Here is a 14664-nt window from a genome sequence, read left to right as displayed (position 1 = left end):
GAAGCAGTATGTTTAGTGTAGCTATTGTCCATATTTCACTAAAGGTTACAAGGATTAAATGCCCTAAGCCATACGCTGTTACCGTGTGATCACAACCAGCTGTCATTTTAGTACTATCGTTATGATAGCTGCCCCTATAAATAGCATTATACGTACCAGTATAATTACTAATATAATTATCTAAACATACAGATGTACAGTGAAATTGTTATGTTTGGCTTTTGATGTCTTGCAACCGTCACGCTTATTTGTCAAACTAACGATAAGTGTCACACATTATGGAAGATGACTCTTATCGCTTACATGGGGCGCGTCATAGACGAACACCCATGTAGGTCATAATAATTAAAAGGGACCCAACACTATGACTCAGAAATCATTTCCTATCTCAGCCGAGTTTATGGCTGCTGCCAATACCACACCTGATAAGTACCTTACAGACTACCAGAAATCTATCGAATCAGCCGAAGCAATTGATGCTTTTTGGGCGAAGCGTGCTGAGCTAATCGACTGGATAAAAAAGCCGACCAAAGTCAGTAACGTCAATTATGACTTAGATGATTTTCGCATCAAGTGGTTTGAAGATGGTGAGCTGAACATTTCAGTCAACTGTCTTGATCGTCACCTCGAAGAAAACCCATACAAGCCTGCTATCATCTGGGAAGGTGATCACCCTTCACTGCACAAAATCATCTCTTTTAAAGAGCTGCATGAAGCTGTCTGCCGCTTAGGTAATTCATTACGCAAACTTGGCGTTGTAAAAGGTGATCGTGTCACCTTGTATATGCCGATGATACCGGAAGCCATGGTAGCGATGCTGGCATGCGCGCGTATTGGTGCGGTGCATTCAGTGGTGTTTGGTGGTTTTTCTGCCGAGAGTCTGGGCAATCGCTTGATAGACAGTCGCTCAAAAGTTGTTATTACCGCTGATGAAGGTTTACGCGGCGGCAAGCACACACCGCTTAAAGCCAATGTCGATCACGCACTCGACATGGATGGTACTGAGAGCGTCGAAAAAGTCATCGTCGTTCATCGTACGGGTAACTCTATACCGATGAGTGGCCGCCGTGATGTGTGGTATCACAATTTGGTCGATGGTCAATCAGAGATCTGCGAGCCTGAAGTCATGAACGCCGAAGACCCGCTATTCTTATTATATACTTCTGGTTCGACAGGTAAGCCAAAAGGTGTAGTGCATACTACAGGCGGCTATATCACCTATGCTATCTCAACGTTCCGTGATGTTTTTGATATCAAAGAAGATGACGTCTACTGGTGTACGGCAGATGTGGGCTGGATTACTGGCCACACGTACTCAACCTATGCACCACTGGCCAATGGCACGACAACGGTAATGTTCGAAGGTGTGCCAGAGCACCCAACATGGGCGCGTATTGGTCATATTATCGATAAGCATGACGTGACTATTTTATATACCGCCCCAACAGCCATTCGCGCGATGATGAAAGAGGGCGACGCCTTTGTTCGAGAGTCGGATCGTTCTAGTTTGCGTTTGCTAGGTTCGGTCGGTGAGCCAATCAACCCAGAAGCGTGGGACTGGTACTACAATGTCGTCGGTGATGGCAAATGTCCTATCGTCGATACATGGTGGCAGACCGAGACAGGCGGCATCTTGATGGCGCCAATACCAGGCACGGTCGATCTCAAGCCAGGCGCGGCCATGACACCACTATATGGCGTCAAACCAGAAGTCGTCGATAGCGATGGCGCAATCTTGGAAGGCCCAGCAGAAGGTAACTTGGTGATCAGTAGTGGTTGGCCGGGGCAGATGCGTACCATCTACAATGACCATCCACGTTTCTTAAAGACTTACTTTAGCGATTATCCAGGTCATTATTTCACGGGTGATGGCGCTCAACGTGACGAAGATGGGCATTACTGGATTACTGGTCGTGTCGACGATGTACTCAACGTTGCAGGCCATCGCTTGGGCACAGCAGAGATTGAAAGCGCTGTGGTTGCGCATCCTGCAACTGCCGAAGCTGCGATTGTCGGTATGCCGCATGAGATACGCGGTACAGGTATCTGTGCATTTATCATTCTAAAGTCAGGTGAAGAAAAGACCGACGATCTAAAAGCAGAACTAAAACGTCATGTGCGTGCCGAGATTGGACCAATTGCGACGTTAGATGCTATCTATATGGTTGATGCACTACCAAAAACGCGCTCGGGAAAAATCATGCGCCGTATCTTGCGTAACCTTGCAGCAGGGCAATATGTGGGACTGGGCGACCTATCTACGCTTGCTGATAGCTCAGTGATTAATGACTTGGTCGAAGAAGTCAAAGCGGGTCGTGGAGAGTAATTCAGCCTGATAACAAACCTGCAGTATTAAGGATAGTTATTCAGTACTAGCCATTAATATTTGCATATCAAAGCTGAATAGAAGCCATGTTATCGAGAATAGCATGGCTTTTTTACGTAGACGATATTGATATTGGCGCATTTTGAAGGTTCAATAATGCTAACAGGATAATATCGCTACCATTTTAATTGAGGATTAATTGACGAGCCACTCGGTACTTACTAGGCTAACTAATTAATATAGTAGCGACTCATAAATACTTTATAAGGTCTACTGTCATCATGACTGATCATGCTTTGTGCTCAACTGTTCTATCTGCCCCAAAAATCGCCATCATCGGTGGTGGCCTAACGGGATTGCTCACAGCAACACTATTAGAGCGTGCTTCAAACCAATCAAGCTCGCCATCTAACATCCCGCAAATCACTATCTTTGAAAAATCACGCAGTGTAGGCCGTTTAGCGACCCGCTATCGCAGCGATAGTAAAACTGATAAAAACTGGCAATGGTCGTTCGGTGCACAGTTTTTTACTGCGAAAACTGCTGACTTTCAACAGTTTATCGCGCCTTGGTTAGATACAGGGTTGCTACAGCCGTGGTGTGCCGAAGTGGTTGAATTAACGCCAGCAAGTGACAATGGGCAACCGCCTAATATCCAAAGCAAAGAACAATGGGACGCGGTGCATGCACGCTATATCAGCACACCGAAAATGACCAGTTGGGGCCGTGAATTGGCCGCCGCGCTCAAGCACACGACCATAGTATTTAAGACCCGTGTCGCACCGCTTGCTCAATATTTACAGTCTCACAACCAACAGCAGTCTCAGCATCAGATCCAGAACCAAACTCATAATCAAACTTTTAATCAAAACAGCAAGCAAACTGAGCTATTTGACGAAACTGGCGCCAGTCTTGGTTGGTTTGATTGGGTGATCTGCACAGCGCCAAATGGTCAGGCGGTAGAGCTGATGGCAGATAGCGGCTTTAGTCAACAAGACAAAATTACTAAACCGCAAATGCAAGCCTGCTATACGTTGATGCTTGGTTGGGATGATGTACAAAAGCTACCTGAGACATTAAGGGTTAAGTTAGCACCGCAATGGGATGTCGCTTATTTAAATAGCACTATTCTTGATAGGATATTTATTGAGCATCAAAAGCCTGCTCATGGTGAACTACTACCAAGTGTCACCATTCATGCACGTAATGACTGGTCAGAATCCCACGTCGATGATGATATTGAGTTGGTAAAAGAACAATTATTACAGGCGGCAAAACAAGCATTGAACTGGAATGAGGACAGCGCACCTAGCCAAATAGACTGCCATCGTTGGCGCTATGCAGCTACTATCGTAAATAAGGATACTGAAGAGCTAGGCATCTTAATCGATGCAACCAAGCAATGGATCGTCAGTGGTGACTGGTGTGCAAAAGGTAATATTGAGAGCTGCTATCGAATGGCGCAGCAAACTGTTAAAGCAATCATGCAAACGCAGTAAGCGTAATATCCATGCTCATTATTTTGCATTGTTTAGAACTGAGGCTTATTTTAAAGCTAGTGTTTAAGCGATATTTGGAAAGTATAAAAACTCGACATTTAGCAAAACGTAAGCAAAAAAAGGCCCACAGAGGAGGTACTGTGGGCTGAGGAAAACGGGTCATGTATTAGCTACACAGGCCGTGGTCAAGAGTTGTTGTAATTATTGGTGCTCTCTACTGTTATTTATAAGGGTAATAATTATCAATACAATAGGTGGAGATATTTACTTAGCTATTAATATTTACTGATTTAAGTGTACAAGTGTTCTGGTACAGTCGCTATGATAGCGCAATTGAGTGCTGTCTGGCGGTTTTGGTTACAGTATATTACGTTGTAAAAATCCAAAAGACGCCAAGACTGGTATGAAGCACTGCTATTTAGAGTAAGTAGCGCAGCTCTATGATGAAATCATTCATAAAGGCTTCCAATAATTTCAATACGTTATGTCGATAGGAGGTCATCTAGTCGATCTTGATACCTTTCTTTATATATTTGATAACTCAATCGCTGCAGAGATGGCATGACGCCTTGTCCGAAAAATGCTAAGCTATCTGCCATTATTATGTTCATATTAAACTGGGTTTGCCATGACTGACAGCACGCATTTGCATACGCAGGAAGAACCGCCAAGTTCGCAAAATACCAAGAGTATTTTTAACTTGCCTAACAACCTTACGATTGCGCGTATCTTGATGATTCCGCTATTTGTCGCGATTGCCTATTGGCCGCCAGCTATGGGTATTGGTATGCCTGCGATTTCAGACAATGTCATTGCGCGCGTTGGGATGAGCGAGTTTAGCGATAGTTTGTTGCGCCATTTATTATTGACTGGCGTCTTTATTATTGCCGCAATTACCGATTGGCTTGATGGATATTTTGCTCGTAAACTTAATGTCATGTCAGCCTTTGGTCGCTTTTTGGACCCTGTTGCTGATAAATTGATGGTAGCTGTAGCGCTCATTGTCCTTGTACAGTGGCATCCCAATATCATTATGGCGATAGCGGCTATCGTCATTATCTCGCGTGAAATCGCAGTATCAGCGTTACGTGAGTGGATGGCAGAGTTGGGTAAAAGCACTAGCGTCGCGGTATCTTATGTGGGCAAACTAAAGACCACGTTTCAGATGGTAGCGATTACCGTACTACTGCTTAATTGGCAGTCGCTTGAAATGATCGGTTATGTGCTGATGGTTGCCGCTGTAATTTTGACATTATGGTCGATGATGATTTATCTCAGAGCGGCTTGGCCATATTTAAAGCAAAGCGGATAACGCTATAGCATAACCTACCTTAACAGGCATAAAAAATACCAGTCGCATGAGCCACTGGTATTTTTTATGGCTGACTGTAAACACTGATTTTTGGCCGATTTACTTTAGCCATTGATTGTTTGCATCGTTTCTATATACTCAGAAATAGTAGATAAAATACAAAAGAGCAAACACAGGGAAGTTGATTGAAGTGTGGCCATATGTCATTTAAATAGGGAGATCGGTATGACGTTACATCAGAAACAGTCAGGTGCTGCCATTTTATTACTGGCATTGCTAACGGGCTGCTCATCAGGGCCAAGCATGCAGGAGTCGTCCACCCCAACGATTCAGCAAGACAAGTCTATCCAAGCAGAGTCGTCTAAAATGTCGGCGACCCAAGACGCGACAGAGTCAGAACGTTTGGGTACCAAATGGGGCGATGACGTTGATTCTCAAGTGACAACGGTTGATTTGCGTCGCATGAGTAGTCAGCCTATCGAGCAAATGCAAGTCCGTTATGCCGACAAATCTTACAAAGGACGTGCGGTTAATAGCATGTCTCTGCTGGCAGGTAAGGTTGATTTTTCGATAGAGACGGATACGGGTGAGCTGTCACTATATCGAGACTCAGGCAATTATTATGTGCAAGGTCAAGCAGGGCAGGCCTATCGTTTGGTGTACAACAATAACAGCCCCAACACGTATGAGATCGTCGCTAGTGTGGATGGTATAAACGTCATCGATGGTAGTGCTGCTAGTCGTCAGGACAGCGGATATGTGCTACGTCCCAATGATGATTTGGTGATTGAGGGTTTTCGCAAGAGCCAAAGCGCGGTGGCATCCTTTATATTTAGCAAACCAGAAAGTGCTTATGCTGCCAATACCAGATCGGGTTCTATCAACAATACAGGTGTGATTGGTACGGCTATCTATAAACTATATGATCCTGCTAAGCCAAAGCAACCGCAAGCGTATCCAGCAGATAATGGCTACGCCAAACCACCACAGTAATGCCTATCAATAGATAATAGATAACGCATAAAAAAACGCCAGTCGCATTAGCCACTGGCGTTTTTGTTTTTATTCTAGTAGGTGATGCATCTACTTTGCTTATTTGCTTAAGTTTTATCACTCAAGCTATTAAAATTAGGGTGATTTATGTATGTAATTGATAGTATTAGTTTTGGAGAAAATAATAAAAAAATGTTTAATTTTTTATACCTTATTAAATTTTTTTATTCTAGAATGATTGATTTCTACGTCTAGAATATTAAAAGGAATTCTAATGGTATACAAAACATTACTGGCTATATTTGTTCTTAGCGGTCTGACGGCTTGCTCGGCTTTTACTAGCCCAACTACCCAAAGAGGAAGAGATGCAAGCTTACCTCAATTGAATGTAGAAGGTATTTCTTATGATCAGAGATTGTCTAAGTACGCCAATCAATTTGTAGTAAGCGATGAGCAAGAGTTTGCTATAGTGCGAGGCTATCCTTATGCTGAATTCACAGGTAGTGGTATTTTTGCTACCGACCCTCTTCGTGTTATGAAGGTAGATGATCAATGGGTCAAAAATATACCAATTAGTTTGAATGTTAATCAAACTCTCAATGCTTATAGAATGAGTATTAGGCCTATCAAAATTCCTACAGGTAACCATCAGCTATTAGTAAGTGGTGCAGGATGGGAAAATAAAGCGTTGTATACGCAACTGCCTACAGTCAACTATCAGAGTGGCAAGAGCTATGTGTTCAAACCAAGCTTTGCTAAAGGGGAAGTTAGTACTCTCACAGTATATGAATACGAAGCCGACTCAAGATTTGAGCCAGCTGATAAGGAAGGTATTGTTCTAAAATCAGCGGTTAGTAGTCCTGTTGAAATCGGTAATTATGACAATCAAAAAGTGGCTGATATTTTTGAAAAATAGTCCTTAATTAAGAAGAGTTTTAGTCATGATATTACAAAAAAAACTATCTGCTATTTTTAGTATTCTTTTATTAAGTACCTATTTAACAGGCTGTGTGAGAGCAATTTTACCAACTTCTGAAACAGAGCTTACTACTAATGCAAGAGTAGTTTCGACCGAGGTCGAACTCGATATTGTCTCTTCTTATGCTAATTTAAAAAAGTATATGAGTAAATGTTTCGAATACCGGAACCAAAATGGGTATCAGGTTATTGACGCCAATTTAGACAGAGAGCAAAACAAGGCTTATTTCATCGGTAAATCTAATTTTGATACTTATACTTTTAAAGTCTTACTAGAGTCTGTAGGTAATGAACAAACTAAAATAACTTATTTCTCACCAAAGAAAAAAATTGGTTTTAGTGAATCTAATCCACAGAAGACCTTAGATAAATTAACAGCTTTTAGTCTTTACGACGGCAAGGCAGTTTGTAAACTTTGACTAAGACTACACGAATAATTTATCAGTAAAAACGCCAGTCGCATTAGCCACTGGCGTTTTTGTTTTCGCTATTTATAGTTTAGGGAGCTTATAACGTCACTGAATTATTTTCACCTAAGTTGGTCGCTTTCTTACCGTCCATTACTGCAGCAGTGGTCATTTTAAACATATTAACTACTGAGCTACCGCTTAGCCAGTACTCTGCACCATGTGGGACGACTTTAATTAACTGGACGTTTGGATCTTCTTTACCTTGCTCATAAAACGCATTGTAAATTGGCGACCATAGCTCATCTAGTTTTTCTTGGTCTTCGACCAATTCTGCTTTACCGTTAATTGAGACATAATCTTTTGAATCTTGACTGACATAGGCCAAGTTCACTTGTGGGTCTTTTTCAATATCCTTGATGGTCTCAGTGGTTTTATCACCAATAAACCAGATCTCTTTTGCGCCAATGCTCGTCTCGCTAGTGGTCATTGGGCAGGCATGTAAATGGCCTTCGTGAGTACGAGTGGTCATCATGGCAAATTTCACTTCTTTTACCAGTGCTTGTACTTTATCGATATGGTCTTGTCTACTCATAATAAATTTCCTTTTTTATAGTGTTTTAATTGGGCTTATATAGCGTTGTTTTAATTAGCCGAATTCAACAGTTGATTATTTATAGTAATTTTTCTTTAGGCTAGAATGTCTAACCATTAAATAAATTTAAAAGTTAAACATCATCGTCGCCTTAACAACTGAGACTAGAATACCGAGTTGTCACCCTACATTTATATAGGTTCCCAGTAATGCGATGTGAGTGTTTGTAAGGAATATGAAGGTTAGGTAAAAATTGTGACAGCGTAGATTTGAGCGTTCTATTTTTCGATGGATTAATTAAAAACGATTTAAAAAGATACTTTTTTGAATTGTCGATTCGCAAATAGTAAGTCGCGATAGAACGCAACTTATCGGCAATTTATCTTGGTTTAGACCTGCTTATTACAGGTCTTCTTGTTATAATACCCAGACCATTTACTTAGCATGGCAGAGATGCCTTGATCTTACGGATTATGCCTTTATGATGACCATCGCCGGACAACCGTTTCTTACCGATTTTCAGACGCAGCAACTCATCAGTCAGTTTCAGCAAAAAACCGAGCTAAATGTCAGTCAAATAAGTACACAGCAAGTGTATGTGCTATCACGAGAGCTATCTGGTGATGAACATAAAAAAGCGCTAGATCTACTGGCGGTTGACCAGTCAGCAACGCTAAATGCGCCGCAAGACAACCAATTACAAGTCATCGTTGGGCCACGTTTTGGTACGATATCGCCATGGGCAAGTAAAGCGACAGATATCTTTAATAACTGTGAAATCGAGATCAATCGTGTTGAGCGTGTTGTCGTTTATACGTTAACCCTCGATGAAAAAATAGACGGTGATGCAGGCGAAAAATTATCAGTAGACGCCGAGCAATTATTGTTTGACCGTATGACTCAGAGCTTGGTTTATGACTTGAGTGATGTCAGCAAATTGTTTGATGATCAAGCGCCAGCATCACTGAATCATATCGACGTGATCGGACAAGGTCAGGCAGCGCTAGAATCAGCTAATACAGAATTCGGCTTTGCGTTATCAAGTGAAGATATCGACTATCTGATGAATGCCTATGTCAATGAGTTGAAACGCAACCCAACTGACGTTGAGCTGATGATGTTTGCACAGGCCAACTCAGAGCATTGCCGTCATAAGATCTTTAATGCCCAGTGGACAGTTGATGGTGAAGTGCAGCCAAAATCACTGTTTCAAATGATTAAAAACACGTACCAGTCGAATCCGCAAGGCATCTTGTCAGCGTATAAAGACAACGCTGCGGTCATGGCAGGGTCTGATGGCATGCGTTTTTACCCGATTCCAACCGACGCGATGGATGCCAATTCAATCCATCCTTACGACTTTCATCAAGAAAACATCGATATCTTAATGAAAGTTGAAACGCACAATCACCCGACAGCGATTGCCCCTTATTCGGGTGCGGCAACAGGTGCTGGCGGTGAGATTCGTGACGAAGGCGCGACTGGTCGTGGCGGTAAGCCAAAAGCGGGTCTAACAGGATTTCACGTGTCACATCTGCATATCCCAGAGCTAGCTGAAAAGTGGGAGCAGTCAGGTCAATTGAGCACGCAGGATTATGGTACGCCAGATCGTATGGCAACCAGCCTGGAGATCATGACCGAAGCGCCATTAGGTTCAGCCAACTTCTCAAACGAGTTTGGTCGTCCAAATCTATGCGGTTACTTCCGTAGTTTTCAGCTAGATACCTCTGCGGCAAAAGACGGTAGCGAAATGCGCGGCTATCACAAGCCAATCATGCTGGCAGGTGGTTACGGCAATATCAAACGCAACCTGATTGAAAAAAATGCAATCACAAAAGGCGATTTGCTAATTGTTCTTGGTGGCCCTGCGATGCAAATCGGTCTGGGCGGCGGTGCCGCATCGTCAGTCGATAGTGGTGACCTTGATGAAGGTTTGGACTTTGCCTCAGTTCAGCGCGATAACGCTGAGATGGAGCGTCGTTGCCAAGAAGTCCTTGATCGCTGCTGGGCACTCGCTGGTGATGATGTCGATGTAAGTAATAACAGTAAAGACGGCAACCCAATTGTCTCACTACATGATGTAGGGGCAGGTGGTCTGTCTAATGCAATGCCAGAGCTGGTCAATGATCATGAAATGGGCGCGCATCTGAACTTGCGTAAGATTCCATCATTAGAAGCTGGCATGTCGCCAATGGCCATCTGGTCAAACGAAGCGCAAGAACGTTATGTGCTGGCGATTCGCCCAGAGAGTAAAGATCAGTTCGATGCTATCTGTGCCCGTGAGCGCTGCCCATATGCCATCTTGGGCGAGGCGACGGATATCCGTCAGCTAATCGTTGATGATGAGCTGTTGGACGAGCAACCAGTCGATATGCCGATGCAAGTACTGCTCGGCGGTACACCAAAAATGCAACGCAGCTTTGAGCGTACCGAGAGCACGTTACCAGCATTAGAGCTTGATGACGTTAATCTAGCCGAGTCAATTACCGATGTATTGCGTCACCCAACTGTCGCTAGCAAATCATTCTTGATTAGCATTGGTGACCGTTCTATCACGGGTATGGTCGTGCGTGATCAGTATGTCGGTCGCTATCAAGTGCCTGTATCAGATTGTGCGGTGACTGCTTCTGGCTTAGTGGCGCTAGATGGTCAGCCAATGACTGGCGAAGCCATGAGTGTCGGTGAGCGTACGCCTGTTGCGCTTATCAGTCCAAAAGCCTCTGCGCGCCTAGCAGTCGGTGAAGCGATTACTAACATCGCTGGTGCGCGTATCGCTCAGTTGTCTGATATTACGATGTCAGCGAACTGGATGGCCGCGTGTGGTGATGATGTAGAAGATGCTGCATTGTTCGATGCTGTACATGCCGTTGGTGAAGAGCTATGCCCAGCACTCGGTATCGCTATCCCTGTTGGTAAAGACTCCTTATCTATGCGTGCCAACTGGACTGATAACGAGAATGGTAAAAATCAAGACAAATCAGTCGTGTCGCCAATGAGCTTGGTCGTGACTGCGTTTGCCCCTGTCGTTGACGTCGCAAAAACGCTAACCCCTGAGCTAATCAATGGCGACAGCGCGTTCTATCGTATTGACTTGTCAAAAGGCAAGTTGCGTCTAGGCGGTTCGATCCTTGCGCAAACGCTTAGCCAACTAGGCAACGACTGCCCAGATTTAGCGCAGCCAAGTGATTTGGTCGACTTCTTTAACTTTATCCAAGCGGGTAATGAGCAAGGTGTCATCAGCGCTTATCACGATATCGGTGATGGCGGTCTATTAGCGACCATCGCAGAGATGCAGTTCACCAGCCGTCAGGGTATCAAGCTGTCATTAAATGATGATAACTTACTTGGTCAGCTGTTCAGTGAAGAGCTGGGTGCGGTCATCCAAGTATTGCCAGAAAACGTCGCAGCTTTAATGCAATTGGCAGAAGAGTTCAACGTCGCTGATATGCTCAGCCTCGTCGGTCAAAGCTCTGAAGAAGACAGCCTGCTTATCCAAACGCCAACGCTCATGGGTGACGACACATTACGCTTTAGCCGTAGCGAGTTACAGCAAGCATGGACGCAGGTCAGCTATCAAATCGCGCGTCGCCGTGATAACCCAGCCTGCGTACAGCAGGAGTATGACTTGATTGCTGATGCGAGCCATAAAGGCCTCATCGCTGCGCCAAACTTTGATCTGAATCAAAAAGTTGAAGAACCATACTTAGCTAGTCGCGAAGATAAACCAAGAGTCGCTATCTTGCGTGAGCAAGGCGTCAATGGTCAGACAGAGATGGCAGCAGGCTTTACCCAAGCTGGCTTTGAAGCAGTCGATGTACATATGAGTGATCTACTCAGTGGCCGTATCAATCTACGTGATTTCGACGGTCTGGTCGCTTGTGGTGGCTTTAGTTATGGTGACGTATTGGGTGCTGGCTCTGGTTGGGCAAACTCTATCTTGTTCCATGACGAGCTACGCATGCAGTTTGTCCGCTTCTTTGCCCGTCCTGATACCTTTTCACTAGGTGTCTGTAACGGTTGTCAGATGATGGCTCAGTTAAAAGACCTCATCCCAGGTGCAGAAAACTTCCCACGTTTCGTCGCTAACAAATCAGCTCGTTTTGAAGCACGTACGGTCAACGTAAAAGTCGAGCGTACCAAGTCTATCCTGTTCAAAGGCATGCAAGACAGTATCTTGCCAATCGCTGTGGCGCATGGTGAAGGCTATGCCACACTGGATAACAACGAAATCGACGGTATGGCAAAACACGGTCAGCTCGCGATGCGTTATGTCGACAGCCAAGGCCATCCAACCGAGACGTATCCGCTCAATCCAAACGGTTCGCTCGGCGGTGTCACGGGTCTGTGTAGCACTGATGGTCGCGTCACCATCATGATGCCGCATCCTGAGCGTAACCTAAAAGCCTATAACCACAGCTGGAAACCAGAAGAGTGGGACGAAGACGGCGCGTGGATGCGTATGTTCCGTAACGCTCGCGCTTGGTTGCGCTAGAATGGTTTGAGTTATTTTATATAATAAAAAAGGTGAGCGTAATGCTCACCTTTTTTGTGTTTATGATATTTAGCTCAATTAGATTCAGAAAAAATATGTAGATAAGTACTTCATTGACGTATATAATGAGATATAAAGATAAAGGATATTGAATGTTACATTTCATCGAAACGCCAATATTTACTAAGCAAGTACTGAAACTATTAGATGATGAAGCTTATAAGGAGCTACAGGAAAATCTAATCAATAATCCAGAACAAGGTGATTTGATTCAAGGTACAGGAGGCGTTCGAAAAACCAGATGGGCACTTAGTCAAGGTAAGAGTGGCGGTATTCGGATTATCTATTACTTTGTGAATAGTCAGGGCATATTTTTTATGCTGCTAGCTTATCCGAAGAATAAACAAGCCTCTCTATCAAGCGAAGAGAAGTCTAGTTTACACAAGCTGACTCAACAAATTAAAGAGGTGTACAACCATGAACAATGAATTTTATAATGATTTATCTACATCACTCAATCAAGCATTGGCGATTGCTAAAGGGCAAGCGCAGCCTAGTCGCCAGTTTACCCATGACACGCCCAGTATTAAGGAAATAAGAACTAAGACAGGACTATCGCAACAGCAGTTTGCCGATAAACTTAATATTAGTTCGCGTACCTTACAAAACTGGGAGCAAGGTACTAGAAACCCAACAGGGGCTGCGGTTACATTAATGCGCTTATTGAATAAAAAGCCTGAGTTAATTGCCGAGGCTTAATTGATAAAAAATAGCCAATCTTATCTTGGTCATGCACTCGATTGTATTACGGATGTGCGTGGTAATAGCGGCGCGTGGATGCGTATGTTCCGCAATGCCCGAGCTTGGTTGCGCCAGTCGTTACTCAGACCTCTAGTAATTGCTTATAGTTTGAGATAGCTGTTGTTTAAAATAAAAAGGTGGGCTTCGGCTCACCTTTTTTGTGTTTAAGAGTTGAGCGTTTGGAAATAAAGGCTAGCGTTTGGCTCGTTTTTTCACAAGTATAAGTAATGACACCCATGCTAAAATCACGGTTAACAAAGACTAAAAATAAGCAAAATAAGGAATAAGAACATGTCAGGAATTACAGATATCAATGAGCTATTGAGTTCGATGCAGCCAGCACTGGTTGATGAATTATTCGTGTTTTGTACTATGAAAGGGCAACTAGCGGAATATGTAAACCTAGCGCCAATAGCGACGTTTATGGAGTCAGAAGGGCTGACTCTGGTTTTGACAAAAGACAAGGCTGATGAGGCAGGTTTGCAGTATGAAGGTGTGTTTCGGCAAATCACTCTAACGGTTCATTCAAGTTTAGAAGCGGTAGGTCTAACCGCAGCCGTGTCAAACAAACTGACCTCAAAAGGTATCAGTGCCAATGTGATCGCTGCCTACTATCATGATCATATATTTGTATCGGATAATAAGGCGGAGCAGGCGCTATCTGCGTTAAAAGAGCTGAGTAACGTATAAGGTGTTTTATAAGTAAGTGAGCTATTTCCCGCCTTCTACTTGTATCTCCCAGTCTGGGCGCGGCGCTAGCTACGGTTTGGGTCGTCGCTTGCTTCGCGTCGCCACCCCAAAACCTAGCCATCGCAAGTCGCCCAATCTAGCAGGATACCGCTACAGTCGGGGCTAAAATGCGCTTTTGGATGACCATTTCATGATAAATTAGTCTGAACTTTAATTTTAGTATTATTGGTGCGCTGGGCGCACACTACTTCGTCTCAACTTTTTTGTTTGGATATGAATATCCAGTTCTAATTTTCGAATATACCTAGTTTAGATAAATACGCTTTGAGTTTAGGGCTACTATCAGTATAAGTGTTAAAGTATCAGAGTTAAAATACTGTATAGAAAGCTAATGGAGTTTCATATGAGTAGTTTGAACTTTTACGAACTCGATTTAGAAAAACAAAAAACACTTTTAGAAATAAGATTTCCTAAAAGAGGGAAGTGTATATAGTCAATCCAAAATAAAAGAAGTACAACCCATATTATGAAATAGTTTAGGTAGATTATTCTCCATCCAACCTTGTCGTAG

Annotated in this window: 12 protein-coding genes; 11 read left to right on the top strand and 1 reads right to left on the bottom strand. The window is 43.5% G+C overall.

Annotated elements, in window-relative coordinates; translation table 11 throughout:
• The first annotated feature begins 364 nt into the window (after window positions 1–364).
• The 6 genes from acs (at window position 365) to I3254_RS03875 (ending at window position 7527) form a co-directional block, all read left to right on the top strand.
• Window positions 365–2326 (top strand): acetate--CoA ligase, encoded by a 1962-nt coding sequence (gene acs / locus I3254_RS03900; protein ID WP_238051340.1) that lies wholly within the window; start codon window positions 365–367, stop codon window positions 2324–2326.
• Window positions 2327–2607: 281 nt separating this feature from the next.
• Window positions 2608–3825 carry an NAD(P)-binding protein gene (locus tag I3254_RS03895; protein ID WP_238051338.1) on the top strand — a complete coding sequence of 406 codons (1218 nt, stop codon included), beginning with the start codon at window positions 2608–2610 and terminating at the stop codon, window positions 3823–3825.
• A gap of 628 nt (window positions 3826–4453) precedes the next feature.
• Complete coding sequence (pgsA, locus tag I3254_RS03890; protein WP_238051335.1) at window positions 4454–5137, top strand: CDP-diacylglycerol--glycerol-3-phosphate 3-phosphatidyltransferase; 684 nt, start codon at window positions 4454–4456, stop codon at window positions 5135–5137.
• A gap of 225 nt (window positions 5138–5362) precedes the next feature.
• Window positions 5363–6130 carry a hypothetical protein gene (locus I3254_RS03885; protein ID WP_179798025.1) on the top strand — a complete coding sequence of 256 codons (768 nt, stop codon included), beginning with the start codon at window positions 5363–5365 and terminating at the stop codon, window positions 6128–6130.
• 274 nt (window positions 6131–6404) lie between these two features.
• A complete protein-coding gene (locus I3254_RS03880) occupies window positions 6405–7046 on the top strand; it encodes a hypothetical protein (protein ID WP_179798027.1) in 642 nt (213 codons plus the stop codon).
• 25 nt (window positions 7047–7071) lie between these two features.
• Window positions 7072–7527: a hypothetical protein gene (locus I3254_RS03875; RefSeq protein WP_238051332.1), complete on the top strand. Its 456-nt coding sequence runs from the start codon at window positions 7072–7074 to the stop codon at window positions 7525–7527.
• A gap of 88 nt (window positions 7528–7615) precedes the next feature.
• Here I3254_RS03875 and I3254_RS03870 read toward each other — a convergent pair whose 3' ends face one another.
• Complete coding sequence (locus I3254_RS03870) at window positions 7616–8110, bottom strand: pyridoxamine 5'-phosphate oxidase family protein (protein ID WP_201606952.1); 495 nt, start codon at window positions 8108–8110, stop codon at window positions 7616–7618.
• 481 nt (window positions 8111–8591) lie between these two features.
• Between I3254_RS03870 and purL the strand changes: the two genes are divergently transcribed.
• The 5 genes from purL (at window position 8592) to I3254_RS03845 (ending at window position 14259) form a co-directional block, all read left to right on the top strand.
• Window positions 8592–12602: a phosphoribosylformylglycinamidine synthase gene (gene purL, locus I3254_RS03865; protein ID WP_238051328.1), complete on the top strand. Its 4011-nt coding sequence runs from the start codon at window positions 8592–8594 to the stop codon at window positions 12600–12602.
• A 152-nt stretch (window positions 12603–12754) separates the two neighbouring features.
• Window positions 12755–13090 carry a type II toxin-antitoxin system RelE/ParE family toxin gene (locus I3254_RS03860; RefSeq protein WP_238051325.1) on the top strand — a complete coding sequence of 112 codons (336 nt, stop codon included), beginning with the start codon at window positions 12755–12757 and terminating at the stop codon, window positions 13088–13090.
• Entirely contained in the window at window positions 13080–13361 is a 282-nt protein-coding gene (nadS, locus tag I3254_RS03855) for a NadS family protein (protein WP_238051322.1), read from the top strand. The genes I3254_RS03860 and nadS overlap by 11 nt, the downstream gene beginning before the upstream one ends.
• A 333-nt stretch (window positions 13362–13694) precedes the next feature.
• Window positions 13695–14093, top strand: coding sequence for an ACT domain-containing protein (locus I3254_RS03850; RefSeq protein ID WP_238051320.1), 399 nt, complete (start codon window positions 13695–13697; stop codon window positions 14091–14093).
• A gap of 16 nt (window positions 14094–14109) precedes the next feature.
• The gene (locus I3254_RS03845) at window positions 14110–14259 is read left to right on the top strand and encodes a hypothetical protein (RefSeq protein ID WP_238051306.1); all 150 of its coding nucleotides are present in this window, start codon (window positions 14110–14112) and stop codon (window positions 14257–14259) included.
• Window positions 14260–14664: the final 405 nt, after the last annotated feature.

This window comes from Psychrobacter sp. Ps2 (genome assembly GCF_022129405.1).
Lineage (GTDB): Bacteria > Pseudomonadota > Gammaproteobacteria > Pseudomonadales > Moraxellaceae > Psychrobacter.
Note: the sequence above shows the minus strand (reverse complement) of the source record. Positions and strands in the feature narration are given on the sequence as shown.

Excerpts from the sequence above, each read along its gene's own strand:
- I3254_RS03880 (WP_179798027.1), top strand. The coding sequence starts at position 6,405 with ATGGTATACAAAACATTACTGGCTATATTTGTTCTTAGCGGTCTGACG.
- I3254_RS03870 (WP_201606952.1), bottom strand. The coding sequence starts at position 8,110 with ATGAGTAGACAAGACCATATCGATAAAGTACAAGCACTGGTAAAAGAA.
- nadS (WP_238051322.1), top strand. The coding sequence starts at position 13,080 with ATGAACAATGAATTTTATAATGATTTATCTACATCACTCAATCAAGCA.
- purL (WP_238051328.1), top strand. The coding sequence starts at position 8,592 with ATGATGACCATCGCCGGACAACCGTTTCTTACCGATTTTCAGACGCAG.
- I3254_RS03875 (WP_238051332.1), top strand. The coding sequence starts at position 7,072 with ATGATATTACAAAAAAAACTATCTGCTATTTTTAGTATTCTTTTATTA.
- pgsA (WP_238051335.1), top strand. The coding sequence starts at position 4,454 with ATGACTGACAGCACGCATTTGCATACGCAGGAAGAACCGCCAAGTTCG.
- I3254_RS03850 (WP_238051320.1), top strand. The coding sequence starts at position 13,695 with ATGTCAGGAATTACAGATATCAATGAGCTATTGAGTTCGATGCAGCCA.
- I3254_RS03860 (WP_238051325.1), top strand. The coding sequence starts at position 12,755 with ATGTTACATTTCATCGAAACGCCAATATTTACTAAGCAAGTACTGAAA.
- I3254_RS03885 (WP_179798025.1), top strand. The coding sequence starts at position 5,363 with ATGACGTTACATCAGAAACAGTCAGGTGCTGCCATTTTATTACTGGCA.
- acs (WP_238051340.1), top strand. The coding sequence starts at position 365 with ATGACTCAGAAATCATTTCCTATCTCAGCCGAGTTTATGGCTGCTGCC.
- I3254_RS03895 (WP_238051338.1), top strand. The coding sequence starts at position 2,608 with ATGACTGATCATGCTTTGTGCTCAACTGTTCTATCTGCCCCAAAAATC.